This window comes from Pseudomonas sp. C1C7 (assembly GCF_013359595.1).
Taxonomy (GTDB): domain Bacteria; phylum Pseudomonadota; class Gammaproteobacteria; order Pseudomonadales; family Pseudomonadaceae; genus Aquipseudomonas.
The window spans coordinates 36,621-60,991 of sequence record NZ_JABFMP010000008.1; the positions used below are offsets into that span (position 1 = coordinate 36,621).

Genomic DNA, 24,371 nt, shown 5'->3' on the forward strand with positions numbered 1-24,371 from the left:
TTTGGGTTGGAATACAAATCTGTAGTCCAACCGAGATCCTGTGGGAGCGGGCTTGCCCGCGATGAGGCCCTCACAAACAACACACCTCTACCGCTCCAAACTTGATCCTCCCCCCTCGCAGGCCTAATCTAGCGCCACGCAATCGTTTCACCCCCTCCCTCGCAGCACCGATGCTCCACACCAAGGAGGCCCCCCGAATGTTCGATTTCCACCCCCAGCTCAAGCAGCGCTTCGCTGCCTTGCGCACGGGCGCCGAGTTCTTTTCCCTGCGTTATGTACGCGAGTCCGGCCAGTACCTGTCGGTGCGCAAAAATGTCGCCGAACCGCCGAGCCTGCGACGTGACGAAGGCGCGATGTTGACCGTGCGGGTCAATGGCGTCGAAGCTTATGCCGCCACCAACGACCTGTCGCAGCAAGGCCTGCAAGCGGCCCTCGAACGCGCCGAACATCAGGCGCGCCGGCTCAAGCCCCATGCCCTGCTCGACCTGCACGATCAGGCCGTCTCGGAGGAGCGCGCCGATTATTTCTCGCCGAACCTCGACCAGCCGTTCCCATCCTTGAGCCAGTGCTATGAACTGCTCGGCGCCGAATCCGCTGCCGTGCCCAAGGACGATCGTCTGGTGAACTGGCAGGTGAGCATCGGCATCACCCACGTCGAGCAGATCTACCTCAACAGCGCCGGCGCCGAGTTGCGCCAGGCCCAGCGTTTCGTCTACCCGGGCCTGGACGTCACCGCCTACGACGGCAACGACAGCCAGACCCGCAGCCTGGGCCGCGAGAACTTCGGCCAGCAGGGCGGCGCCGATGTCATCAGCCGCTGCGGACTGATCGGCGCCGGCCCGAAAGTCGCCGATCAGGCCCTGCAACTGCTGCTCGCGCCGAACACCCCGCAAGGCCCGCGCGACCTGCTGCTGATGCCCGACCAGATGATGCTGCAGATCCACGAATCCATCGGACACCCGCTGGAACTGGATCGCATCCTGGGCGACGAGCGCAATTACGCCGGCACCAGCTTCGTCAAGGCCGAAGACTTCGGTCATCTGCAATACGGCTCGAAACTGCTCAACGTGACCTTCGACCCGGACATTCCCGAGCAGCTCGCCAGCTACGGCCATGACGACGACGGCACCGCCGCGAGCAAGCAATTCCTGATCCGAGAAGGCCTGTTGCTGCGCCCGCTGGGCGGTGCGCTGTCGCAATTGCGCACGGGCCTTTGCGGTGTCGCCAACAGCCGCGCCTGCAGCTGGAACCGTCCGCCGATCGACCGCATGGCCAACCTCAACATCGAGCCCGGCGATCAACCGCTGGAGCGCCTGATCGGCAACATCGAACACGGCATCCTGATGAGCACCAACCGCTCCTGGTCCATCGACGATGCGCGCAACAAGTTCCAGTTCGGCTGCGAATGGGGCCAGTTGATCGAAAACGGCGAACTCAAGGGCGTGGTGAAGAACCCGAATTACCGGGGCGTTTCCGCGCAGTTCTGGAAGAGCCTCAGCGCCGTCGGCGATGCCAACACCTTCCAGGTCCTCGGCACGCCGAACTGCGGCAAGGGCGAACCCAACCAGGTGATCCGCGTCGGCCATGCGTCGCCCGCCTGCGTGTTCAGCAACGTTGATGTGTTTGGAGGAGACGCCTGATGACTACTCACGCGAGCACCTCGAAAAACCAGGGCGAGTCGTTCAAGGCGCTGGTCAACGGACTGCGCGAGGCCCTGCACGAACCGGAACGGTTCACCTTGAGCTACGCCGCCGAGTCCTCGGCCTTCGTGCGTTTCAACCACGCCAAGGTGCGTCAGGCCGGGCAGGTGCAGCAGGCGAGCATCGTTCTGAAACTGATCAATGATGGTCGCCACGCCGACCTCGACATCACCCTCTCCGGCGATCCGCAGGTGGATCAGCAGCGTCTGGCCGAAGGCCTGCAACAGCTGCGCGACACCCTGCCGTTGCTGCCGCAGGATCCGTATCTGTTGCTCAACCACAACGGCTGGCAAAGCAACAATGTGCAGGAGCATCCGCTGCCGGACACCGAGCAGGTGGTCGCCGAAATCACCCGTTGCGCCGAAGGCCTGGATCTGGTCGGTTTCTACGCGGCCGGGCCTATCAGCCGTGGTTTCGCCAGTTCCGCCGGAGCCTTTGGCTGGCATCAGGCCAACAGTTTCAACTTCGACTTCAGCCTGTTCCACGAAAACGGCCAGGCGGTGAAAGCCAGCTTTGCCGGCCATGACTGGAACAGCGAGGCGTTCGCCAAACGTTTCCAGCAGGCCCGCGAGCAGCTGGAGCTTCTCGGGCGGCCATTGCGTACGTTGGCGCCGGGACAGTACCGCGCTTACCTGGCACCGGCGGCGCTGGAAGAGATCATGGGCATGCTGTGCTGGGGCGGGTTTTCCGCACAGTCGATCGCCAGCAAGAGCAGTCCGCTGCAGAAGCTGTATGGCGGTGATCAGCACTTCAGTCCGCTGGTGTCGCTGGACGAGAAAGTCAGTGGTTCGTTGAGTCCGGCGTTTTCCGATGAAGGTTATCCGCGCAGCGATCTTCGGTTGATCGTCGAGGGCAAGGCCGAGGCACAGCTGGTCGGTTCGCGCAGCGCCGCCGAATACGGCCTGACCGCCAACGGCGCCAGCGCCGGCGAATGGCCCAGCGCCCTGAACATGCAGGCCGGGGTCCTGGCGGAAGCGGACGTCCTCAAGCAGCTGGGCACGGGCCTGTACATCAGCAACCTGTGGTACCTGAATTTTTCCGACCAGCCGGCAGCCCGCCTGACCGGTATGACCCGCTTCGCGACCTTCTGGGTCGAGAACGGCGAAATCCAGGCACCGGTCAGCACCATGCGCTTTGACGACAGCGCCTTCAGCCTGCTCGGCTCGCAGCTCGAAGCGTTGACCCAAGAGCGCGAGATGCTGCTGTCGGCCAGCACCTACAGCCAGCGCGCGACGGCTTCGGCGCTGCTGCCGGGGGCGCTGGTCAGCAAACTGACTTTGACCCTTTGAAAAGCTTCGCGAGCAAGCCTCGCTCCTACAGGTTTTGCGCCAATTTCGGATATGCGAAAAACCTGTAGGAGCGAGGCTTGCCCGCGAAGAAGTCACCCCGGATTGCCTGATTCACACTGACAAGAGGTCCCATGCCCAACCGCCCGCCTCTCGACGCTGTCACCGCCCGCTGGGTGCCGTGGGTCGTCGCCATTGCGTTTTTCATGCAGTCCCTCGACGGGACGATTCTCAACACCGCGCTGCCGGCCATGGCTGCGGATCTGGCTGAAGACCCGCTGCGCATGCAGGGCGTGATCATCGCCTACATGCTCACGGTCGCCTTGTTGATCCCGGCCTCGGGCTGGATCGCCGACCGCTTCGGCACCAAAAAAATCTTCTTCAGCGCCATTCTGCTGTTCAGCATCGGCTCATTACTCTGTGCCATGTCGAGTAGCTTGACCCAGCTTATTGGCGCTCGAGTCATTCAGGGCCTGGGCGGCGCGCTGATGCTACCGGTCGGGCGGCTGGTGGTGTTGCGCGCCTACCCGCGCTCGGAGCTGGTGCGGATCATGGGTTTCATCACCATCCCCGGCCTGCTCGGCCCGCTGATCGGCCCGACCATGGGCGGCTGGATGGTGCAGTACCTGACCTGGCACTGGATCTTCCTGATCAACCTGCCGGTGGGCGTGGTCGGTTGCTATGCGGTGTGGAAATTCATTCCCGACCTGCGTGGCTCGGAACGCACGAAATTCGATGGCCTGGGCTTCGTGCTGTTCGGCGCGGCGATGATCCTGATCACCATCGCCATGGAGGGCCTGGGCGAACTGCACCTGCCGCACCTGCGCGTGATGTTGCTGCTGTTCGGCGGCATGGCCTGTCTGGCGGCGTACTGGCTGCGCGCCGGGCACATCGAAAATCCATTGTTCTCGCCGTCGCTGTTCAAGACCCGGACTTTCGCCGTCGGCATTCTCGGCAACCTGTTCGCCCGCCTGGGCAGCGGCGCCCTGCCGTTCCTCGTGCCGTTGCTGCTGCAGGTGGCGCTGGGCTACTCGCCGTCCCTGGCGGGGATGAGCATGTTGCCGCTGGCTGCCGCGGCGATGGTCGCCAAGTGGGTGGCGCGGCCGATGATCGAGCGCCTGGGCTACCGCATCGTCCTGACCGGCAACACCCTGGCGCTGGGGATCATGCTGGCGAGCATGGGCCTGGTCAGCGAGCAGACGCCGTACTGGCTGCTGCTATGCCTGCTGGCGATCCTGGGGGCGATCAACTCCCTGCAGTTCACCGCGATGAACACCGTGACCCTGATCGACCTCGACGACGCCAGCGCCAGCAGCGGCAACAGCCTGCTGTCGGTGGTCGCGCAATTGTCCCTGAGCCTCGGGGTGGCCTGCGCCGGTGCGCTGCTTGGCGGCTTTACCGCCGAGGTTGGCAATGACGGCGTGGAAACGGTGCTCGGGGCGTTCCAGCTGACGTTCGTCACTGTAGGCATCATGGCGATGCTGGCGGCGACGATTTTTTCCCAGCTGTCACCCAAAGACGGACGCCGAATAGTCAGCCGCGAGCACGATATCGGGCATTGATCGTTCGCCATCGCTTCAACTATTCGTCCGGAAACAAAAGGCGAATGGCCATCGGACTGGTACACTGCGCGACATTTTGTTTTGCAGGCCAGTCCCGTGACCACCATCGCCACCGAATTCAATACTCTGCCGTTGTCCGCCGCCATGCTGGCTAACCTCGACTCCCTCGGTTATTCCCAGATGACGCCGATCCAGGCGCAGAGCTTGCCGGTGATCCTCAAGGGGATGGACCTGATCGCCCAGGCCAAGACCGGCAGCGGCAAGACCGCGGCTTTTGGCATCGGCCTGCTGAACCCGATCAACCCGCGCTACTTCGGCTGCCAGGCGCTGATCCTGTGCCCGACCCGTGAGCTGGCCGACCAGGTCGCCAAGGAAATCCGCCGTCTGGCCCGCGCCGAAGACAACATCAAGGTCCTGACCCTCTGCGGCGGCGTGTCGCTCGGCCCGCAGATCGCTTCGCTGGAGCACGGCGCGCACATCATCGTCGGCACCCCGGGGCGCATCCAGCAGCACCTGCGCAAGGGTTCGCTGGTGCTTCACGGCCTGAACACCCTGATCCTCGACGAAGCCGACCGCATGCTCGACATGGGTTTCTACGACTCGATCGAAGAAATCATCATGCAGGCACCGGAACGTCGCCAGACCCTGCTGTTCTCGGCCACCTACCCGGTCGGCATCAAGCAACTGGCGGCGAAGTTCATGCGCAACCCGCAGCAGGTCAAGGCCGAGGCGTTGCACGACGACTCGCAGATCGAGCAGCGTTTCTACGAAATCTCCCCGGAAGAGCGCATGAGCGCGGTGACCAAGGTGCTGGGCCACTTCCGTCCGGCGTCCTGCGTGGCGTTCTGCTTCACCAAGCAGCAGGTCCAGGAAACCGTCGATCACCTGACCGCCAAGGGCATCTCCGCCGTCGGCCTGCACGGCGACCTGGAACAGCGTGACCGCGATCAGGTGCTGGCCATGTTCGCCAACCGCAGCACTTCGGTGCTGGTGGCCACCGACGTGGCGGCCCGCGGCCTGGACATCGATTCCCTGGACATGGTGATCAACGTCGAACTGGCTCGCGATTCGGAAATCCACATCCACCGCGTCGGCCGTACCGGTCGTGCCGGCGAGAAAGGCCTGGCGATCAGCCTGGTGGCGCCGTCCGAAGCGCAGCGTGCGCAGGCGATCGAAGAGTTGCAGAAGTCGCCATTGAACTGGGATCAGGTAGACAACCTCAAGTCCCAGGGCGGCGGTCCGCTGCTGCCGCAGATGAGCACCCTGTGCATCGCCGCCGGGCGCAAGGACAAAGTACGCCCGGGCGACATCCTCGGCGCCCTGACCGGCGACGCCGGCATCCCGGGCGCCCAGGTCGGCAAGATCGCGATCTTCGACTTCCAGGCCTACGTGGCCGTGGAGCGCGGCATCGCCAAACAGGCCCTGCAGCGCCTGAACGACGGCAAGATCAAGGGCCGGTCGTTGCGGGTGCGTATTCTTTAAGGCTCCCACATGGACCGTCGGTGAATTGAAAATTTGTGTGAGGACACCGTTTTGCGCTCTACCGAAGTCGTGATCATTGGCGCTGGCGCCGCAGGGTTGATGTGTGCACTGACCGCCGCCGGCCGTGGGCGCAAGGTGCTGTTGCTCGACCATGCCAACAAGGCCGGCAAGAAAATCCTGATGTCGGGCGGTGGGCGCTGCAATTTCACCAACATGTACACCGAGCCTGGCAATTTCCTCTCGCAGAACGCGCACTTCTGCAAATCCGCCCTGGCGCGCTACACCCAGTGGGATTTCATCGGCCTGGTGGCCAAGCACGGCGTGCCTTACCACGAGAAAAAACTCGGCCAGCTGTTCTGCGATAACAAATCCAGCGACATTCTCGAAATGCTCCTGAACGAGTGCGATCAGGCCGGCGTCAGCCTGCACCTGGACACCTCGATTCAGACCATCGAGAAGCTCGAACAGGGTTATCTGCTGGACACCACCCTCGGTCAGGTCACCTGCCAGTCGCTGGTGATCGCCACCGGCGGCCTGTCGATCCCGACCCTGGGCGCCACCGGTTTCGGCTATCAGGTGGCCAAGCAATTCGGCCATGAACTGCTGCCGACCCGCGCCGGCCTCGTGCCGTTCACCATCACCGATCAGCTCAAGGCGCTGTGCAGCGAGTTGTCCGGCACGTCGGTGGATTGCCTGGTCAGCTGCAACGAGCAGAGTTTCCGCGAGAACATCCTGTTCACCCACCGCGGCCTCAGCGGTCCGGCGATTCTGCAGATTTCCTCGTTCTGGGAATCGGGCGATACGGTCGAGATCAACCTGATGCCCGACCACGACGTGCCGACCTGGCTGCAACAGCAACAGGCCGAACGCCCCAACAGCGAACTGAAAACCCTGCTCGGGGAGATCTTCACCAAGAAGATGGCCAACCTGCTGGCGGACAACTGGTTCGTGTCCAAACCGATGAAGCAGTACACCCACGCGGAAATCGCCGGCATCGCCGAAAAACTGGCGAGCTGGAAAATCGTGCCCGCCGGCACCGAAGGCTACCGCACCGCCGAGGTGACCCTGGGTGGCGTGAACACCAATGAAGTGTCGTCCAAGACCATGGAATCGCTGAAAAGTCCCGGCCTGTACTTCATCGGCGAAGTGCTGGACGTGACCGGGCATCTGGGCGGTTTCAACTTCCAGTGGGCGTGGGCCTCGGGGTACGCGGCGGCGCAGTACGTCTGACACTCCTACAAAAGAAGGTCGTGTTTGCCAGGGAAGGAACAGTTTTTGCTGCCCGATGTGATCGCCGCCATTGCGTCGGCGTCATTACTGGCTCAATTTAGCGGCATCGCCTCGGAAGGCCTTCGCATTTCATGTCATCGACTTCGTTTCGTCAGTCTCTGCGGCGTCTGTGGGCGCTGGACAAGTTCAGCTACAGCGTGCGGGTGTTCATCGCCCTGACCGGCACCATGGCACTGTGTTGGTATCAGGATGAAATGGGGCTGCTGATCCCGTTGTTCCTGGGGATTATCGCCAGCGCCCTGGCCGAGACCGACGACAGCTGGCAAGGCCGCCTCAATGCGCTGGCTGTGACCCTGGTCTGTTTCGCCGTCGCCGCGCTGTCGGTGGAGCTGCTGTTCCCCTACCCGATCGTCTTCATCATCGCCTTCGCCCTCGCCAGCTTCTGCCTGACGATGCTTGGCGCCCTGGGCGAACGTTATGGCGCGATTGCCTCGGCGACGCTGATTCTGTCGGTGTACACCATGATCGGCGTGGACCAGCGCGGCGGCGCGGTGATCGACGTCTGGCACGAACCCTTGCTGCTGGTGGCTGGCGCGGCCTGGTACGGGGCGCTCTCGGTGCTGTGGCAGGCGCTGTTTTCCAACCAGCCGGTGCAGCAGAGCCTGGCGCGTTTGTTTCGCGAGCTGGGCTACTACCTGAAGCTGAAATCGTCGCTGTTCGAGCCGATTCGCCAGCTGGACGTGGAAGCCCGGCGCCTGGAACTGGCCCAGCAGAACGGCCGTGTCGTCGCCGCACTGAACGCCGCCAAGGAAATCATCCTGCACCGGGTCGGCAACGGCCGCCCGGGCTCGAAACTGAGCCGCTACCTGAAGCTGTATTTCCTCGCCCAGGACATCCACGAACGCGCCAGCTCTTCGCACTACCCTTACAACGCCCTGGCCGAGGCGTTTTTCCACAGCGACGTGCTGTTCCGCTGCCAGCGCCTGCTGCGCCAGCAGGGCAAGGCCTGCCGGGCGCTGGCCGAATCGATCCAGATGCGCCAGCCGTTTATCTACGACGCCAGCTTCGCCGAAGCCCTGGGCGATCTGAATGCCTCCCTCGAACACCTGCGCATCCAGAGCAATCCGGCCTGGCGCGGCTTGTTGCGTTCGTTGCGGGCGCTGGCGGCGAACCTTTCCACCCTCGACCGCCTGCTCAGTGATGCGAGCAACCCCGATGCCCTGGCCGACGCCACCGACAGCAGCCTGCTCGACCGTTCGCCACGCAACCTCAGGGACGTCTGGGTGCGCTTGCGCACGCAGCTGACGCCGACTTCGCTGCTGTTCCGCCATGCCCTGCGCTTGCCCCTGGCCCTGAGCATCGGCTACGCGATGGTGCATTTGATCCACCCGTCCCAGGGCTACTGGATCATTCTCACCACGCTCTTTGTCTGCCAGCCCAACTACGGTGCGACACGACGCAAGCTGGGCCAGCGGATCATCGGCACCGCCGTCGGCCTGACCCTGGCCTGGGCGCTGTTCGACCTGTTCCCCAACCCGCTGATCCAGTCGTGCATCGCGATTGCCGCAGGTGTGGTGTTCTTTATCAGCCGTACCACCCGCTACACGCTGGCGACGGCGGCGATCACCCTCATGGTGCTGTTCTGCTTCAACCAGGTGGGCGACGGTTACGGGCTGTTCCTGCCGCGGCTGTTCGATACCCTGCTCGGCAGCCTGATCGCGGGGCTCGCGGTGTTCCTGTTCCTGCCGGACTGGCAGGGCCGCAGCCTGAACAAGGTGCTGTCCAACACCCTGACCTGCAACAGCATTTACCTGCGCCAGATCATGCAGCAATACGCCGCCGGCAAAAGCGACGACCTGGCCTACCGCCTGGCCCGACGCAACGCGCACAACGCCGACGCGGCGCTGTCGACCACCCTGGCCAACATGCTCATGGAGCCGGGGCACTTCCGTAAGGAAGCGGACGTGGGCTTCCGCTTCCTGGTGCTGTCGCACACGCTGCTCAGCTATTTGTCAGGCCTCGGCGCACACCGTGAAACCCGCCTGCCAGCCGAGGTGCGCGAGCATCTGATCGAAGGCGCCGGGGTGAAGCTGGCAGCCAGCATCGACGAAATCGCCCAAGGGTTGGCCAGCAAGTCGGCGATTGCAATTCAGAGCGACGAGGAAGAAGCCCTGGCCAATGAGCTGGAGCAGATGCCCGATGAGATCGATGAGGGACAGCGGCTGGTGCAGACGCAACTGGCGCTGATCTGCCGGCAACTGGGGCCGTTGCGGACGTTGGCGGCGCATTTGATCAAGGACACCCGTGCAGAGGTGTAGCGCCTGACAGGGCCTCTTCGCGGGCAAGCCTCGCTCCTACAGAGAATCACCACGCCCCGTAGGAGCGAGGCTTGCCCGCGAAGGCGCCAGACCAGACACCACATAACCAACTCTTGCAGCTTGAAGCTTGCAGCTGCCCCTCTACATCCCATGCTGGCGAAGCAACCGCGCATAACTCCCATCCGCCTTCATCCTGGCAATCTCCCGGTCAAAACCGGCGACGATCTGCTCATGCTTCGGATTCTTCAGGCTCACCAGGATATGCAGGCTGTTCTCGCTCAAGGGCCTGGGCAAAAACTCCACGGCATTGCGCACTTTGGCCGATTCCCGGGCCAGGTAGTAACGGGCGACGTATTCGTCTTCCAGGGTCAGCTTGACCCTGTCGGCAGCCACCATGCGCACGGCCAGGGCGAAGTTGTGGACCGGCACCTTCTGCAGTGATTCATCTTCATCGAACGCCGGCGAATAGGCGTAACCGCGCACGATAGCCACCGGGTAGGTGTGCAACTGCTGCAGGTTGTTGTATTCGATGGGGGCATCCTTGCGCTTGATGAAGCGGATGCGATTGATCAGGTATTCAGCGGAAAACTGGCCAAGCCGGGTGCGATCCTCGGCGTACCAGGCGTTGACCAGCACGTCGTAGCGCCCTTCCCCCAACCCCAGCAACGCCCGGGCCCAGGGCACCTGTTCAAACTCGCTGGCATAACCGGCTCGCGCCAGGGCGGTACTGACGATGTCGGTGGCCAACCCGCCATTGACCAGCGTGGCATCGGTAAAGGGCGGCCAGGCATCGGCGACCAGACGCAGTTTGTCCGCTGCCGCGTGCTGGGCCAGCAACAGCAAAACGATCAGAGCAAAGACTCGATGCAATCGCGGCATGCTCGAACATCCTTAGCGGGCGAGGTGCCCGACGTGTTTTCAGCTAAATCTCCAAGCTCCTTACCGGCACGCCCAGGTGCAAAATCTCAGTTCATTGAAGCCACTGCAGATGGCTGGAATCCAGATTACACAAAGAAGCCGGCGCCGCGCGAGATGATTGATGGCATTTTGGTCTTTGTCACAGATTTCTCCGCCATAAAGACTTCCATCGTGCGGGCGCTTAGTATCACCAGGACGTTTTCAGGGAATCAAAACATGACAATCGAATGGGTCTGCAAACACCACAGCGATCTGGGCATACAGCAGCTGTATGCGATTTTGCAGCTGCGCGCCGAGGTGTTCGTCATCGAGCAGCAATGCTTCTACCAGGACATCGACGGCCAGGATCTGGAAGGTGAAACCTGCCATTTGATGGCCTGGGACGAGGACCGGCTGGTGGCCTATCTGCGCCTGCTCGATCCGGAAATGCAGGGCGGTGACGTGGTGATCGGACGGGTCGTGACCTCGCCGGCGGCCCGTGGCCAGGGTCTGGGGCATGAAATGATGGAACAGGCGCTGAAACAGGCGCAAAAGCGCTGGCCGGACATGCCGATCTATCTCTCGGCCCAGGCGCATTTGCAGGGGTACTACGGGCGGTACGGGTTTGTGGTGGCGGGTGAGGAGTATGTCGAGGATGGGATTGCGCACATAGGTATGCGTCGTTCCTGAGGGCCTCTTCGCGAGCAAGCCCGCTCCCACATTGGATTTGCGTCGTTCACAAATCCAATGTGGGAGCGGGCCTGCTCGCGATGAGATCGATCAATCACCGCAGATTAGGGGTACTCCAACACCTCTTTGATCCCCCGCAAATGCCGCTCGATCCACCCCCGATCGATCGCCCCCCAGTCACGAATCCGATAGCGCCCGGCATGGTTGCGGGCGCCCTCTTCCTGTTCGAACTCGCAGACGATATCCAGATCCGCCAGCGCCGCGATGGTGTCCTGGGCGGTGCGCCGTGGCATGCCGGTGACTTCGGTCAGTGCCGGAACGCTGCTGGCCAGGCCGCTGTCGATCAGGTACGCCACGTACAGGCGGCGGTAGAAGCTGCTTTTGGTCTTGCTTACGTCCATCCATGCGCCTCGGTTTCAGAAGATGAAAAGTCCGGAAGATCTGTTTACTGCATGTCCCGCCAGGTCAGGTACACCCGCACATCGAATTCGATCTGGTGATAGCCCGGCAGCATGTGTTCACACAACTTGTAGAACGCCTTGTTGTGATCCGATTCCTTGAAGTGCGCCAGCTCGTGAACCACGATCATCTTCAGGAATTCGGCGGGCGCTTCCTTGAACAGCGAGGCGATGCGGATTTCCTTCTTGGCCTTGAGCTTGCCGCCCTGCACCCGCGAGATGGTGGTGTGCAGGCCGAGGGCACGATGGGTCAGGTCCAGGCGGTTGTCGAACAGCACCTTGTCGATGGCCGGGGCGTTGCGCAGGTATTCCTGCTTGAGGTCCAGCGCGTAGGTGTACAGCGCCTTGTCGCTCTGCACACCGTGCTGCTCGGGGTAGCGCTTGCTCAGGTAGTCGCCCAACCGACCTTCGGCGATCAGCTGGCGCACCTGATCCTGCAGCGAAGCAGGATAAGCCTGGAGGTATTTCAACGCGGTCATCGCAGGCAACACACATGACGAAAAGGTCGCCAGTGTAGCGAATTCAACCGCTGAGCGCGCTCCAGTCGAAAGGCTGCACAAAGCGCTCGGTGTCTTCGGCCATCATCGGCCGCGCCACCAGGAAACCCTGCACGTACTCGCAGCCATTGGCTTGCAGCCACTGGTACTGCTCGACGGTTTCCACCCCTTCGGCGATCACCAGCATGCCAAAGCGCTTGCACAGCTCGATGATGTTGCACACCAGCGCCGCGTCCCGTGAGGACTGCGGAATCCGCGCGATCAGGTGGCGGTCGAGCTTGAGCGTGTCCAGTTCCAGATCCCGCAAATGCGCCAGCGAACACGGCCCGGAACCGAAATCATCCAGCGCCACCCTGACCCCCAGGTTACGCAGCAATCGCAGCTGCTTGCGGGTTTCCTCCGGATGACGCATCAGCGCCTCTTCGGTCACCTCCACTTCCAGATGCCGGGGTTGCAGGCCATGACGCTCCAGCACTTGGCGCAGTTCGGTCACCAGATTGGGCATGGAGAACTGGGTGCTGCTCAGGCTGACGCCCAGCACCAGATCTTCGGCGAACAGGGTTTCCCAGGCTTTGCGCTGCCCGGCGCCGCGTTGATAGATCCAGCTGCCCAGGCGGCTGATCAACCGCGCCTCTTCCAGCAAAGGCAGGAACAGCCCCGGCGGCACATCGCCGACACTCGGGTGCTGCCAGCGCAGCAAGGCTTCGAAGCCACGAATCCGCCCGTCGGCGATGGCCACCTGCGGCTGATAGACCAGGTTGAAGTCGCGATTCTCGATGGCGCTGCGCACGCTTTCTTCGAGCATCAACCGCGACCGGGCGCGGCCGTTCATCTCGTGATCGTAGAAGCGGTATTGCTGCCGACCGGCGCGCTTGGCTTCGTACATCGCGATGTCCGATGCCCGCAGCAGACCGTCCAGGTTGGCCCCGCAATCGGGGTAGGTGGCGATGCCGATGCTCACGCCCAGGGCGATATCCAGGCCGTCGATCTGCTGACAGATCGACACCCGCTCGATCAGCTTCTCGGCAATTCGCGAGGCCTGCTCGGGGAATTCGAGGTCGAGCAAGGCGGTGAATTCATCGCCGCCGATGCGCGCCAGAATGTCGAACGGCCGCAGACAGGCCTTCAACTGCTCGGACACCCAGCGCAGCACGCGATCCCCCGATTCGTGACCGAGGGAATCGTTGACCCGCTTGAACCCATCGAGGTCCAGGTACATCAGCACCCAGGCACTGTCGTTGTGCTCACTGCGCAGCAGCAGGTTTTCCACGGTCTGATAGAAGCCGCGGCGGTTGAGCAAGCCCGTCAGCGGGTCGGTGACCGCCTGGTATTCCAGCTGTTGATGCAGATGGCGCACCACCGACATGTCTTGCACCGTCACCACCATCGCATGCTGCTCGGCTGGCAGCGGCGCGCAGGACAATGCCACCGGCACCTGCTGCCCCCGTGCGGTCCGCAGCAGCGCATCGTGCAGGCGGAAGGTCTCGCCGCGCTTGTAGCCGCTCAGCAGTTCGGATTCCGCCCACACCGGAATGTGCGGCTTTTGCATGAAATCCAGGAATTCCTTGCCCTCCAACTCCTGCACCGTGGCATTGAGCAGGCGCGACATCGCCGGGTTGGCGAAACGGATCAGGCCGTCTTCGTTCACCACCAGGATGCCTTCGGCGGCGTTGTCCAGCACCGAGGCGTTGAAGGCGCGAGCGACTTCCAGATCATGACTCAGGCGCTGCAAGGCGCGGCGGTTGCGCTGGTGTTCCAGCAACGCCTGGACCTTGGGCTTGAGGATCTGTGGGTCGAAAGGTTTGAACAGGTAATCCACGGCGCCGCTGGCGTAACCCTTGATCACGGCATCCTGGGACTGCTCGTTGGCGGTCAGGAAAATGATCGGTGTCAGCCGGGTGCGCTGGCTGCCACGCATCAGGCGCGCCACCTCGAAACCGTCCATGCCCGGCATCTGCACATCCAGCAGAACCAGGTCGACATCCTGTTCGAGCAACACGCTCAGCGCCTCGAAACCCGAGGCCGCGGTGATGACCTGCCAGTCCTGGCGCTGCAACAACGCGCGCATGCTGATCAGGTTTTCAGGGTAGTCGTCGACGATCAATAACGTTGAGTTGCCGTCAATTGGCGGGGGTTGCGCGCATTCCATGCTGCTTCTCTTTGTTCGGGACGAGACCGGTTTCTCGTGAAAACCGGACAGATACTATGGCTTCACTCTAGACCTGGATCCAAAAAAGCTGAAGCTGTCAGTGCGCCATCATTTAACCAAGGTATTAATTTACCGACTAACGGTCACCTCTGAAAGCCACTAAAACCGCGAAGGATGGCCTTTTAACAGTTTTTTGACGCCATGGATCCGGCGATGCCAGCATTAACAAAAAACCCTTCTATGTTTATAAAGGCCGCCGTCAAAGGCGCGTGTTAGAGCTTCTGGTACGCCCGTACTGCAAATTCCTGTGGAAGCTTAGCCAATGATTGACCTCGCATCCTGGAACCTCAGCGTTCCGGTCGGCAACCCGCCGTACACCGTTGAAACCTCGAAACTGGTCAAAGGCTACAAGAATCAGTATTTCCATTCCGATACCGGCACCTTGTTTTTCTGGTCCCCGGTGACCGGTTCGCGCACTGAAAACGCGATCTATCCGCGCACTGAACTGCGGGAAACCTACAGCAATGGCACCCTGAAAAACTGGTACTACCCGGACGCCGACAACCTGCTGCATGCCACCCTCACAGTGAATCAGGTGCCCAGCTCGGGCAAGATCGTCATAGGCCAGATTCATGCCTATGAAAGCCAAAAGCCGCTGGTCAAACTCGAGTATCAATACAAGACCAAGACCGAAACCGGCAACATCGTCGCCAAGGTGCGCATGCATCCCGATGATGATGAAGGCCGGGTAATCACCATCGCCACGGGCGTGAAACTGGACCGCGAATTCTCCTACCTGATCCATTTGAGCCCCGGCGGCGCCCTGGGCCTGAGTGCCGCAGGTTACCAATGGGACACCCGGATCAGCGCGACATGGCGGGTCAAGCCGCTGTATTTCAAGGCCGGGGTATATGTGCAGGACAACACCGGCTACACCAGCGAGGGCGGGAAAGTGACGTTCAGCCGGCTGGATATCGATCACAACAAATAAACGCAAAAAGATCGCAGCCTTCGGCAGCTCCTACATTGGAACGCGCTTCCTGCAGGAGCTGCCGAAGGCTGCGATCTTTTGATCTTCACCCAAAAAAAACCCGCCTCACGGCGGGTTTTTCATATGACTCAAACGCGGAGGTCTTAGTTGACCTTGGCGTTCAACTCACCCTTCAGGTAACGCTGGTACATGCCTTCCAGGGAGATCGGCTTGATCTTCGAGGCGTTGCCGGCGGTGCCGAAGGCTTCGTAGCGAGCGATGCAGACGTCGCGCATGGCGGTGACGGTGGCGCCGAAGAATTTACGTGGGTCGAACTCGCTCGGGTTGGTGGCCATCAGGCGACGCATCGCACCGGTGGATGCCAGACGCAGGTCGGTGTCGATGTTGACCTTGCGCACGCCGTGCTTGATGCCTTCGACGATTTCTTCAACCGGTACGCCGTAGGTTTCTTTGATGTCGCCGCCGTACTGGTTGATGATCGCCAGCCACTCTTGCGGAACCGAAGACGAACCGTGCATGACCAGGTGGGTGTTCGGAATACGCTTGTGGATTTCCTTGATGCGGTCGATCGCCAGTACGTCGCCGGTAGGCGGCTTGGTGAACTTGTAGGCGCCGTGGCTGGTGCCGATGGCGATGGCCAGGGCATCGACCTGAGTGCGCTTGACGAAGTCAGCGGCTTCTTCAGGGTCGGTCAGCATCTGGCTGTGATCCAGAACGCCTTCGGCGCCGATGCCGTCTTCTTCACCGGCCATGCCGGTTTCCAGCGAACCCAGGCAGCCCAGTTCGCCTTCTACCGAAACGCCGCAGGCGTGAGCCATGGACACAGTCTGCTGGGTGACACGGACGTTGTAGTCGTAGTCGGTCGGGGTCTTGCCGTCTTCGCCCAGGGAACCGTCCATCATCACCGAGCTGAAGCCCAGTTGAATGGAACGCTGGCAGACGTCAGGGCTGGTGCCGTGGTCCTGGTGCATGCACACCGGGATGTGCGGGAATTCTTCGATGGCCGCCAGGATCAGGTGACGCAGGAACGGGGCACCGGCGTATTTGCGGGCACCGGCCGAAGCCTGGACGATCACCGGGGAGTCAGTCTTGTCAGCGGCTTCCATGATGGCGCGCATCTGCTCAAGGTTGTTGACGTTGAAGGCTGGAACGCCGTAGCCGAACTCGGCTGCGTGGTCCAGCATCTGGCGCATGCTGATAAGTGCCATTGTTAGGGTCTCTCCCGGTTGAAGTCGTTAATCGTGCCAGCCTGCCGGAGCGGCGGCGGCTATTCAAGTTATTGCAGATCGGGGGTTGAGCCCGGGCTGCGGATTCGGTGTTACGAAAAAATCTGAATGCCGACGCAGAACCTGCAGGAGCAAAGCTTGCTCGCGATAGCGGTTCAACTGCCAACACAGGTGTTGAATGTGCTGGCCTCATCGCGAGCAAGCTTTGCTCCTACAGAGGGCTGCGTTGTTATTCGGCCTTACACCCACGCCCAATCAAATCATTGGTGGCGACCCAGTAAACCAGGCCTTCCTCACCTTTTATGTGAAACGCCAGCATGTCGTTGCTGTACAGCACACCCGACGCGCCCGGCTCCTGCTTCAAGCGGTAGACCTGATCGGCGCCACCGAGTCGCACGTCGACCTGACTGCGGCTCTCGTCGGCGAAGCGCCAGACCACTTTGGCCTGGCTGTCGCAGGTCCAGGTGGTCCAGTTGTCTGCCGGGGCGGACGACTGGAACGGGTTCAAGTTGGAGCACCCGGCCAGCAATGCCAGCGCCGTAATGGCGATCAATCCTTTCATCCGTGTTCCTCGACCGGCAGCGCACGCCGCCGGCCCTGAGTAAAGAGTCAGACCCGTCAAGGGCAACCATGTTCCTTGGCGGGAGTCTGTGTCTCGTATTTATCCAGGCCGTCAGGCCCGGAACGCTTGTTGAGCACAGGATTGGTTTCCGCCTGCCAGTCGGCCTGGTAGCAGCCCTTGTCCTGTGCCGGCGTCTCGGGCACCTCGGGGGCTTTGGGGTTACTCCCGCAAGCCGCCAGCGCACCCGCGACGATCAACAGCGCAAACGTTCTGACCATCTGAACACTCCCTTGCCTGGTCAAACGGCAGACCTCAGGCCTTGGCCCGGCTTTCCAGGACTTCAACGGCTGGCAGCACCTTGCCTTCGACGAATTCGAGGAACGCGCCACCGCCGGTAGAAATGTAGGAGATTTGCTCGCCAACACCATATTTGTCGATGGCCGCCAGGGTGTCGCCGCCGCCAGCGATGGAGAACGCCGCGCTGTCCGCGATGGCCTGGGCCAGGACTTTGGTGCCGTTACCGAACTGGTCGAATTCGAACACGCCCACCGGGCCGTTCCAGAGGATGGTTTTCGACGATTTCAGCAGGTCGGCGAACTTCGCCGCGGTCTGCGGGCCGATGTCCAGGATCATGTCGTCAGCAGCAACGTCGGCGATCAGCTTGACGGTGGCTTCGGCGCTTTCAGCGAATTCCTTGGCAACCACGACGTCCACCGGCAGCGGCACGCTGACCTTGGCGGCGATGGCGCGAGCGGTGTCCAGCAGGTCCGGCTCGTACAGGGACTTACCGACCGGGTGACCGGCAGCGGCCAGGAAGGTGTTGGCGATGCCGCCGCCGACGATCAGCTGGTCGCAGATCTGGCTCAGGCTGTTCAGCACGTCCAGCTTGGTCGACACCTTGGAACCGGCAACGATCGCAGCCATTGGCTTGGCCGGGGCACCCAGGGCCTTGCCCAATGCGTCCAGTTCGGCAGCCAGCAGGGGACCTGCAGCAGCGACTTTGGCGAACTTGGCCACGCCATGGGTCGAACCCTCGGCACGGTGTGCGGTACCGAAGGCGTCCATCACGAACACGTCGCACAGCGCGGCGTATTGCTGGGCCAGTTCATCGGCGTTCTTTTTCTCGCCCTTGTTGAAGCGCACGTTTTCGAACAGCACGATGTCGCCGGCCTTGACGTCAACGCCGCCCAGGTAATCGGCCACCAGCGGCACTTCGCGGCCCAGGGCGCGGCTCAGGTAGTCGGCGACTGGCTTGAGGCTGTTCTCGGCGGAGAACTCGCCTTCGGTCGGACGGCCAAGGTGCGAGCAGACCATCACGGCCGCACCTTTTTCCAGGGCCAGCTTGATGGTCGGCAGCGAAGCCAGGATTCGCGCATCGCTGGTGACTACACCGTCCTTGACTGGGACGTTGAGGTCTTCGCGAATCAGTACGCGCTTACCTTGCAGATCGAGGTCGGACATCTTCAACACGGTCATGGGTCGCATTTCCTGAATAGCTGTTCTTAGAGAGCAGGTTTTTTTGAAATAGCTGATTGCAGATAGTGTTCCGCAACATCCAGCATTCGGTTGGCAAAACCCCATTCGTTATCGAACCAGGCCAGGATGTTCACCAGCCGTGGGCCGGAAACGCGGGTCTGACTGGCATCGACGATGGCCGAATGTGGGTCGTGGTTAAAATCGCAACTGGCGTGGGGCAACTCGGTATAGGCCAGAAGGCCTTTGAGCGGGCCGCTGGTGGCAGCCTCGCGCAGGATCCGGTTGACCTCGGCGGCGTCGGTGCCACTCACAGTCTGCATCGTGATATCGAGGCAAGACACGTTCACCGTCGGCACGCGTACGGCTTTGGCCTGAATTCGCCCGGCAAGTTCCGGCAACAGGCGTTCGATGCCTCGCGCCAGACCGGTGGACACCGGAATCACCGACTGAAACGCCGAGCGCGTGCGGCGCAGGTCTTCGTGGTGATAGGCGTCGATCACCGGCTGATCGTTCATCGCCGAGTGAATGGTGGTGATCGAGACGTACTCGAGGCCAATGGCCTGGTCCAGCAGGCGCAACAGCGGCACGCCGCAGTTGGTGGTGCAGGAGGCGTTGGACACCAGCAGTTCGTCGCCGGTCAGGCACTCCTGGTTCACGCCGTAGACGATGGTGGCGTCGACATCCGACTCGCTGGCCATCGGCTGGGAAAACAGCACCCGTGGCGCACCCGCGTCGAGGAAACGCTGGCCGTCTTCACGGGTGTGGTAAGCGCCGGAGCATTCCAGCACCAGATCGACGCCAAGGGACGCCCAATCGATGCCTTCGGGGGTGGCACTGCGCAGGACCTTCACGCAATCGCCATTAATATGCAGACAATCGCCGTCGACCTTCACCTCACCGGGAAAGCGCCCGTGGGTGGAGTCGAAGCGCGTCAGGTATTCGATGCTGGCCATGTCGGCCAGATCGTTGATCGCGACAATCTCGAACCCAGCCGCCGAGCCTCGCTCGAACAAAGCACGCAAGACGCAACGACCAATCCGGCCGTAGCCGTTGAGTGCAACTTTGTAGGGACGCGGTTGGGGCATGGGGGGTCTCGATTACCGTGGTGAATCCGTTAACGCGGCGGCGCCCGATCTATCGCTTTCGCGAGCAAGCCCGCTCCCACATTGGGCCATTGTTGTGAACACCATCTGGCCACACAACAATTCCCCTGTGGGAGCGGGCTTGCTCGCGAAGACGTCAGTCCAGGCGACACCTATGTTGGATCAGTCTTCCAGCAGCTCTTCAGCCTGACCCAGGATGTTTTCCAGGGTGAAGCCGAACTCTTCGAACAGGGCCGACGCAGGGGCCGACTCGCCGTAAGTGGTCATGCCGATCACGCGACCTTCCAGACCGACGTACTTGTACCAGAAGTCGGCATGGGCAGCTTCGATGGCGATACGGGCACCGACTTGCAGCGGCAGGACCGCTTGCTTGTAACCGGCGTCCTGGGCATCGAACACGCTGGTGCAAGGCATGGAAACCACGCGCACCTTGCGGCCTTGCTCGGTCAGTTTGTCGAAGGCCTGAACGGCCAGACCGACTTCGGAACCTGTGGCGATCAGGATCAGCTCAGGCTCGCCCGCGCAGTCCTTGAGCACGTAGCCACCACGGCTGATATCGGCGATCTGGCCGGCATCACGGGTTTGGTGCTGCAGGTTCTGACGCGAGAAAATCAGGGCCGAAGGACCATCCTTGCGCTCCAGAGCGTGCTTCCAGCTCACGGCCGACTCGACGGCATCGGCTGGACGCCAGGTGTCAAGGTTCGGCGTGCTGCGCAGGGCCGTCAGTTGCTCGATCGGCTGGTGAGTCGGGCCGTCTTCGCCCAGACCGATGGAGTCGTGGGTGTAGACGTGGATCACACGCTGCTTCATCAGGGCCGACATGCGCACGGCGTTACGGGCGTATTCCATGAACATCAGGAAGGTCGCGCCGTAAGGCACCAGGCCGCCGTGCAGGGCAACGCCGTTCATGATCGCAGTCATGCCGAACTCGCGCACGCCGTAGTACATGTAGTTGCCGCTGGCATCCTCGGCGCTGACGCCTTTGCAGCCTTTCCACAGGGTCAGGTTGGAGCCGGCCAGGTCGGCGGAACCACCAAACAGCTCAGGCAGCAACGGGCCGTATGCATTCAGCGCGTTCTGGCTGGCTTTACGGCTGGCTATGGTTTCGCCTTTGGCCGCCACTTCTGCAATGTATTCATCAGCCTTCGACGAAAAATCGAGTGGCAGATCACCATTCAGACGGCTCCTGAATTCGATGGCCAACGCAGGGAATTCAGCATCATAGGCAGCGAAGCGCTGTTCCCACTCGGCTTCCACCGCGCGACCGGCTTCCTTGGCATCCCACTCGGCATAGATGTCGGCCGGGACTTCGAACGGGCCGTGGTTCCAGTTCAACGCCTGACGGGTCAGGGCGATTTCCGCTTCACCCAGCGGGGCGCCGTGGCAGTCTTCCTTGCCTTGCTTGTTCGGCGAGCCGAAACCGATGGTGGTCTTGCAGCAGATCAGGGTCGGCAGCGGGCTCTTGCGAGCGGTTTCGATGGCGGTCTTGATCTCTTCCGGGTCGTGACCGTCAACGTTGCGGATCACTTGCCAGTTGTAGGATTCGAAACGCTTCGGCGTGTCGTCGGTGAACCAGCCTTCGACTTCGCCGTCGATGGAGATGCCGTTGTCATCGTAGAAGGCGATCAGCTTGCCCAGGCCCAGAGTGCCGGCCAGGGAAGCGACTTCATGGGAAATGCCTTCCATCATGCAGCCATCACCCAGGAACACGTAGGTGTGGTGATCGACGATGTTGTGGCCAGGACGGTTGAACTGCGCCGCCAGGACTTTTTCAGCCAGGGCAAAGCCCACGGCGTTGGCCAGACCCTGACCCAGCGGGCCGGTGGTGGTTTCAACACCCGGGGTGTAGCCGAATTCCGGGTGGCCCGGGGTGCGGCTGTGCAGTTGACGGAACTGCTTGAGGTCTTCGATCGACAGGTCGTAGCCGGTCAGGTGCAGCAGCGAATAGATCAGCATCGAGCCGTGGCCGTTGGACAGCACGAAGCGGTCACGGTCGGCGAACGATGGATTGCTCGGGTTGTGCTTGAGGTAGTCGCGCCACAGCACTTCGGCGATATCCGCCATACCCATAGGGGCACCGGGATGGCCGCTGTTGGCTTTTTGCACGGCATCCATGCTGAGGGCACGAATGGCGTTGGCGCGCTCACGACGGCTAGGCATCGCTGTTCTCCTGCGGGTCTGAATCGAGAGTTAATAAAACGAAACGGAAAAAAGGCGAGCATTTTCCCTCACCGGGCCGCCTCGGGGCAATGACAGATAGTCATCTGAAGGCGTTTTTCCAATCGATAACGGCGCTTTTGGCGGGTGAAACCTTTCCGCCTTCCGTTTGTTGACTGAAGCTAACGCCAGGAAGTGCCATCTATCGAGCAATATCAAAACTTTTTGATATTGCTCTTGCGATGCTACCGGTGCGTGACTAGACTGCCGGCCCATGAACCTACGCGTGCCTTCCATTCGCCATGACGATTGCGACGAGCTGGCGGCCCTTTGCAAGGCCGGCGGCGATCCGTTGCGCCTGAATGTCTTGCGCGCGCTGGCCAACGATTCGTTTGGCGTGCTGGAACTGGCGCAGATCTTCGGCATCGGCCAGTCGGGCATGAGCCATCACCTCAAGGTCCTGGCTCAGGCCGACCTGGTGGCGACCCGCCGCGAAGGCAACGCGATTTTTTACCGCCGCGCCCTGCCCCACACCGATCTGCCGGGCGGCAGGCTGCACGCGGCCCTGCTCGAAGAAGTGGACGAGCTGACGCTGCCGGCCGATGTGCAGGCGCGGATCGCGCAGGTCCATGGGCAACGCGCTGCGGCCAGCCAGGACTTTTTCTCACGGGTCGCGGAGAAGTTTCGCGCCCAGCAGGACCTGATCGCCGGTCTGCCGCAATACGGCGACAGCGTGGTGGCCCTGCTCGACAAGCTGGGCTTCAGCGAAGGCGCGACCGCCATCGAAGTCGGCCCCGGAGACGGCGCCTTTCTTCCCGAGCTGGCGCGCCGCTTCACGCAAGTCACGGCGCTGGACAACAGCCAGGCGATGCTCGAACTGGCGCGCCAGCTGTGCGAACGCCAGGCACTGGGCAACGTCACCCTGCAACTGGCCGATGCCTTGAACGGCGTGAGTTTCAAGGCCGATTGCGTGGTGTTGAACATGGTGCTGCACCACTTCGCCGCACCGGCCGATGCGCTCAAGCACATGGCCAATTTGCTGCAACCAGGGGGCAGCCTGCTGGTGACAGAGTTATGCAGCCACAACCAGAGTTGGGCCAGGGAAGCCTGCGGTGATCTCTGGTTGGGGTTTGAACAGGACGATCTGGCCCGTTGGGCCACCGCCGCGGGACTCGCTCCCGGAGAAAGCCTCTATGTAGGTTTACGTAATGGTTTCCAGATTCAGGTCCGCCACTTTCAGCGGCCGACTGGCGACACTCACCATCGGTAACTTCAGGAAAACATCGAGATGAGCGAATACTCCCTTTTCACCTCCGAGTCCGTGTCTGAAGGGCATCCGGACAAAATCGCCGACCAGATTTCTGATGCGGTGCTGGACGCAATCATTGCTGAAGACAAGTTCGCCCGCGTTGCGTGCGAGACGTTGGTGAAAACGGGCGTGGCGATCATCGCCGGCGAAGTCACCACTTCGGCCTGGGTCGACCTGGAACAGCTGGTTCGTGACGTGATCACCGACATCGGCTACACCAGCTCCAACGTCGGCTTCGACGGCGCGACCTGCGGCGTGATGAACATCATCGGCAAGCAGTCCCCTGACATCAACCAGGGTGTCGACCGCGCCAAGCCTGAAGATCAGGGCGCCGGCGACCAGGGCCTGATGTTTGGCTACGCCAGCAACGAAACCGACGTGCTGATGCCGGCACCGATCACCTTCTCGCACCAGCTGGTTCAGCGCCAGGCCGAAGCCCGTAAATCCGGCCTGCTGCCTTGGCTGCGCCCGGACGCCAAGTCGCAAGTGACCTGCCGTTACGAGAACGGCAAGGTTGTCGGCATCGACGCGGTGGTTCTGTCGACCCAGCACAACCCTGAAGTGTCGTACAACGACCTGCGCGAAGGCGTGATGGAGCTGATCGTCAAGCACGTGCTGCCTGCCGAACTGCTGTCCAAGGACACCCAGTTCCACATCAACCCGACCGGCCAGTTCATCATCGGTGGCCCGGTGGGCGACTGCGGCCTGACCGGCCGCAAGATCATCGTCGACAGCTACGGCGGCATGGCTCGCCACGGCGGCGGCGCGTTCTCCGGCAAGGATCCATCCAAGGTTGACCGTTCGGCAGCCTACGCCGGTCGTTACGTGGCCAAGAACATCGTTGCAGCCGGCCTTGCCGAGCGCTGCGAGATTCAGGTGTCCTACGCCATCGGCGTCGCCCAGCCGACTTCGATCTCGCTGAACACCTTCGGCACCGGCAAGATCAGCGATGACAAGATCGTCAAGCTGGTGCGCGAAGTGTTCGACCTGCGTCCATACGCGATCACCACCATGCTCGACCTGCTGCACCCGATGTACCGCGAAACCGCGGCGTACGGCCACTTCGGGCGCACCCCGGAAACCAAGACCGTGGGCGACGACACCTTCACCACGTTCACCTGGGAAAAAACCGACCGCGCCGACGCTCTGCGTACTGCTGCTGGTCTGTAAGGCTTCCCTGGCGGTACCAGAAGCCCCGCACGGTTTTGCCGTGTGGGGCTTTTTTTGTTGCAGAAGATCAAAAGATCGCAGCCTTCGGCAACTCCTGCATTGGATCGG

The 24,371-nt window shown here is 61.9% G+C and carries 20 protein-coding genes; 10 read left to right on the plus strand and 10 right to left on the minus strand.

Features of this window, described 5'->3' with window-relative positions; genetic code table 11:
• Nucleotides 1-197: 197 nt before the first annotated feature.
• The 6 genes from HNO86_RS08800 (at nucleotide 198) to yccS (ending at nucleotide 9,578) form a co-directional block, all read left to right on the plus strand.
• Nucleotides 198-1,640 (plus strand): TldD/PmbA family protein, encoded by a 1,443-nt coding sequence (locus HNO86_RS08800; RefSeq protein ID WP_175376614.1) that lies wholly within the window; start codon nucleotides 198-200, stop codon nucleotides 1,638-1,640.
• Nucleotides 1,640-2,989 carry a TldD/PmbA family protein gene (locus tag HNO86_RS08805; protein WP_175376615.1) on the plus strand — a complete coding sequence of 450 codons (1,350 nt, stop codon included), beginning with the start codon at nucleotides 1,640-1,642 and terminating at the stop codon, nucleotides 2,987-2,989. Before HNO86_RS08800 ends, HNO86_RS08805 begins: the two co-directional genes overlap by 1 nt.
• A 131-nt stretch (nucleotides 2,990-3,120) precedes the next feature.
• Entirely contained in the window at nucleotides 3,121-4,548 is a 1,428-nt protein-coding gene (mdtD, locus tag HNO86_RS08810; RefSeq protein ID WP_175376616.1) for a multidrug transporter subunit MdtD, read from the plus strand.
• Nucleotides 4,549-4,692: 144 nt separating this feature from the next.
• Complete coding sequence (dbpA, locus tag HNO86_RS08815) at nucleotides 4,693-6,030, plus strand: ATP-dependent RNA helicase DbpA (RefSeq protein WP_372242523.1); 1,338 nt, start codon at nucleotides 4,693-4,695, stop codon at nucleotides 6,028-6,030.
• 51 nt (nucleotides 6,031-6,081) lie between these two features.
• Nucleotides 6,082-7,260, plus strand: a complete 1,179-nt coding sequence (locus tag HNO86_RS08820) for an NAD(P)/FAD-dependent oxidoreductase (RefSeq protein ID WP_175376618.1) — start codon at nucleotides 6,082-6,084, stop codon at nucleotides 7,258-7,260.
• 131 nt (nucleotides 7,261-7,391) lie between these two features.
• Nucleotides 7,392-9,578 (plus strand): YccS family putative transporter, encoded by a 2,187-nt coding sequence (gene yccS / locus HNO86_RS08825; RefSeq protein ID WP_175376619.1) that lies wholly within the window; start codon nucleotides 7,392-7,394, stop codon nucleotides 9,576-9,578.
• A gap of 141 nt (nucleotides 9,579-9,719) precedes the next feature.
• On the opposite strand, the gene HNO86_RS08830 is transcribed toward yccS, so the two are convergent.
• On the minus strand, nucleotides 9,720-10,457 hold the full coding sequence (locus HNO86_RS08830; protein ID WP_175376620.1) for an ABC transporter substrate-binding protein: 738 nt from the start codon (nucleotides 10,455-10,457) through the stop codon (nucleotides 9,720-9,722).
• A 255-nt stretch (nucleotides 10,458-10,712) separates the two neighbouring features.
• Between HNO86_RS08830 and HNO86_RS08835 the strand changes: the two genes are divergently transcribed.
• Nucleotides 10,713-11,165, plus strand: coding sequence for a GNAT family N-acetyltransferase (locus HNO86_RS08835; protein ID WP_175376621.1), 453 nt, complete (start codon nucleotides 10,713-10,715; stop codon nucleotides 11,163-11,165).
• 104 nt (nucleotides 11,166-11,269) lie between these two features.
• On the opposite strand, the gene HNO86_RS08840 is transcribed toward HNO86_RS08835, so the two are convergent.
• Genes HNO86_RS08840 through HNO86_RS08850 form a run of 3 tightly spaced genes read right to left on the minus strand, consistent with a single transcriptional unit; the run spans nucleotide 11,270 to nucleotide 14,269 of the window.
• Complete coding sequence (locus tag HNO86_RS08840) at nucleotides 11,270-11,566, minus strand: helix-turn-helix domain-containing protein (protein ID WP_175376622.1); 297 nt, start codon at nucleotides 11,564-11,566, stop codon at nucleotides 11,270-11,272.
• Between the two features lie 44 nt (nucleotides 11,567-11,610).
• Nucleotides 11,611-12,102, minus strand: coding sequence for a M48 family metallopeptidase (locus HNO86_RS08845; protein WP_110965285.1), 492 nt, complete (start codon nucleotides 12,100-12,102; stop codon nucleotides 11,611-11,613).
• A 43-nt stretch (nucleotides 12,103-12,145) separates the two neighbouring features.
• Nucleotides 12,146-14,269 carry a bifunctional diguanylate cyclase/phosphodiesterase gene (locus HNO86_RS08850; RefSeq protein WP_175376623.1) on the minus strand — a complete coding sequence of 708 codons (2,124 nt, stop codon included), beginning with the start codon at nucleotides 14,267-14,269 and terminating at the stop codon, nucleotides 12,146-12,148.
• Between the two features lie 322 nt (nucleotides 14,270-14,591).
• Between HNO86_RS08850 and HNO86_RS08855 the strand changes: the two genes are divergently transcribed.
• A complete protein-coding gene (locus HNO86_RS08855; protein ID WP_175376624.1) occupies nucleotides 14,592-15,260 on the plus strand; it encodes a polysaccharide lyase family 7 protein in 669 nt (222 codons plus the stop codon).
• A 143-nt stretch (nucleotides 15,261-15,403) separates the two neighbouring features.
• Here HNO86_RS08855 and fba read toward each other — a convergent pair whose 3' ends face one another.
• The 6 genes from fba to tkt form a co-directional block, all read right to left on the minus strand.
• The gene (gene fba / locus HNO86_RS08860) at nucleotides 15,404-16,468 is read right to left on the minus strand and encodes a class II fructose-bisphosphate aldolase (protein WP_175376625.1); all 1,065 of its coding nucleotides are present in this window, start codon (nucleotides 16,466-16,468) and stop codon (nucleotides 15,404-15,406) included.
• Between the two features lie 247 nt (nucleotides 16,469-16,715).
• Nucleotides 16,716-17,048, minus strand: coding sequence for an MliC family protein (locus HNO86_RS08865; RefSeq protein WP_175376626.1), 333 nt, complete (start codon nucleotides 17,046-17,048; stop codon nucleotides 16,716-16,718).
• A 56-nt stretch (nucleotides 17,049-17,104) separates the two neighbouring features.
• Nucleotides 17,105-17,326, minus strand: coding sequence for a hypothetical protein (locus HNO86_RS08870; RefSeq protein ID WP_175376627.1), 222 nt, complete (start codon nucleotides 17,324-17,326; stop codon nucleotides 17,105-17,107).
• Nucleotides 17,327-17,360: 34 nt separating this feature from the next.
• Nucleotides 17,361-18,524 carry a phosphoglycerate kinase gene (locus HNO86_RS08875; protein WP_175376628.1) on the minus strand — a complete coding sequence of 388 codons (1,164 nt, stop codon included), beginning with the start codon at nucleotides 18,522-18,524 and terminating at the stop codon, nucleotides 17,361-17,363.
• Between the two features lie 26 nt (nucleotides 18,525-18,550).
• Nucleotides 18,551-19,609 carry an erythrose-4-phosphate dehydrogenase gene (epd, locus tag HNO86_RS08880; protein ID WP_175376629.1) on the minus strand — a complete coding sequence of 353 codons (1,059 nt, stop codon included), beginning with the start codon at nucleotides 19,607-19,609 and terminating at the stop codon, nucleotides 18,551-18,553.
• A gap of 180 nt (nucleotides 19,610-19,789) precedes the next feature.
• The gene (gene tkt, locus HNO86_RS08885; RefSeq protein ID WP_175376630.1) at nucleotides 19,790-21,787 is read right to left on the minus strand and encodes a transketolase; all 1,998 of its coding nucleotides are present in this window, start codon (nucleotides 21,785-21,787) and stop codon (nucleotides 19,790-19,792) included.
• 271 nt (nucleotides 21,788-22,058) lie between these two features.
• Between tkt and HNO86_RS08890 the strand changes: the two genes are divergently transcribed.
• Both HNO86_RS08890 and metK read left to right on the plus strand, forming a co-directional pair.
• Entirely contained in the window at nucleotides 22,059-23,054 is a 996-nt protein-coding gene (locus HNO86_RS08890) for a metalloregulator ArsR/SmtB family transcription factor (protein WP_175376631.1), read from the plus strand.
• An 18-nt stretch (nucleotides 23,055-23,072) separates the two neighbouring features.
• A complete protein-coding gene (gene metK / locus HNO86_RS08895) occupies nucleotides 23,073-24,263 on the plus strand; it encodes a methionine adenosyltransferase (RefSeq protein ID WP_175376632.1) in 1,191 nt (396 codons plus the stop codon).
• Nucleotides 24,264-24,371 lie beyond the last annotated feature (108 nt).

Excerpts from the sequence above, each read along its gene's own strand:
- HNO86_RS08800 (WP_175376614.1), top strand. The coding sequence starts at position 198 with ATGTTCGATTTCCACCCCCAGCTCAAGCAGCGCTTCGCTGCCTTGCGC.
- HNO86_RS08805 (WP_175376615.1), top strand. The coding sequence starts at position 1,640 with ATGACTACTCACGCGAGCACCTCGAAAAACCAGGGCGAGTCGTTCAAG.
- mdtD (WP_175376616.1), top strand. The coding sequence starts at position 3,121 with ATGCCCAACCGCCCGCCTCTCGACGCTGTCACCGCCCGCTGGGTGCCG.
- dbpA (WP_372242523.1), top strand. The coding sequence starts at position 4,693 with ATGCTGGCTAACCTCGACTCCCTCGGTTATTCCCAGATGACGCCGATC.
- yccS (WP_175376619.1), top strand. The coding sequence starts at position 7,392 with ATGTCATCGACTTCGTTTCGTCAGTCTCTGCGGCGTCTGTGGGCGCTG.
- HNO86_RS08830 (WP_175376620.1), bottom strand. The coding sequence starts at position 10,457 with ATGCCGCGATTGCATCGAGTCTTTGCTCTGATCGTTTTGCTGTTGCTG.
- HNO86_RS08835 (WP_175376621.1), top strand. The coding sequence starts at position 10,713 with ATGACAATCGAATGGGTCTGCAAACACCACAGCGATCTGGGCATACAG.
- HNO86_RS08840 (WP_175376622.1), bottom strand. The coding sequence starts at position 11,566 with ATGGACGTAAGCAAGACCAAAAGCAGCTTCTACCGCCGCCTGTACGTG.
- HNO86_RS08845 (WP_110965285.1), bottom strand. The coding sequence starts at position 12,102 with ATGACCGCGTTGAAATACCTCCAGGCTTATCCTGCTTCGCTGCAGGAT.
- HNO86_RS08850 (WP_175376623.1), bottom strand. The coding sequence starts at position 14,269 with ATGGAATGCGCGCAACCCCCGCCAATTGACGGCAACTCAACGTTATTG.
- HNO86_RS08855 (WP_175376624.1), top strand. The coding sequence starts at position 14,592 with ATGATTGACCTCGCATCCTGGAACCTCAGCGTTCCGGTCGGCAACCCG.
- fba (WP_175376625.1), bottom strand. The coding sequence starts at position 16,468 with ATGGCACTTATCAGCATGCGCCAGATGCTGGACCACGCAGCCGAGTTC.
- HNO86_RS08865 (WP_175376626.1), bottom strand. The coding sequence starts at position 17,048 with ATGAAAGGATTGATCGCCATTACGGCGCTGGCATTGCTGGCCGGGTGC.
- HNO86_RS08870 (WP_175376627.1), bottom strand. The coding sequence starts at position 17,326 with ATGGTCAGAACGTTTGCGCTGTTGATCGTCGCGGGTGCGCTGGCGGCT.
- HNO86_RS08875 (WP_175376628.1), bottom strand. The coding sequence starts at position 18,524 with ATGACCGTGTTGAAGATGTCCGACCTCGATCTGCAAGGTAAGCGCGTA.
- epd (WP_175376629.1), bottom strand. The coding sequence starts at position 19,609 with ATGCCCCAACCGCGTCCCTACAAAGTTGCACTCAACGGCTACGGCCGG.
- tkt (WP_175376630.1), bottom strand. The coding sequence starts at position 21,787 with ATGCCTAGCCGTCGTGAGCGCGCCAACGCCATTCGTGCCCTCAGCATG.
- HNO86_RS08890 (WP_175376631.1), top strand. The coding sequence starts at position 22,059 with ATGAACCTACGCGTGCCTTCCATTCGCCATGACGATTGCGACGAGCTG.
- metK (WP_175376632.1), top strand. The coding sequence starts at position 23,073 with ATGAGCGAATACTCCCTTTTCACCTCCGAGTCCGTGTCTGAAGGGCAT.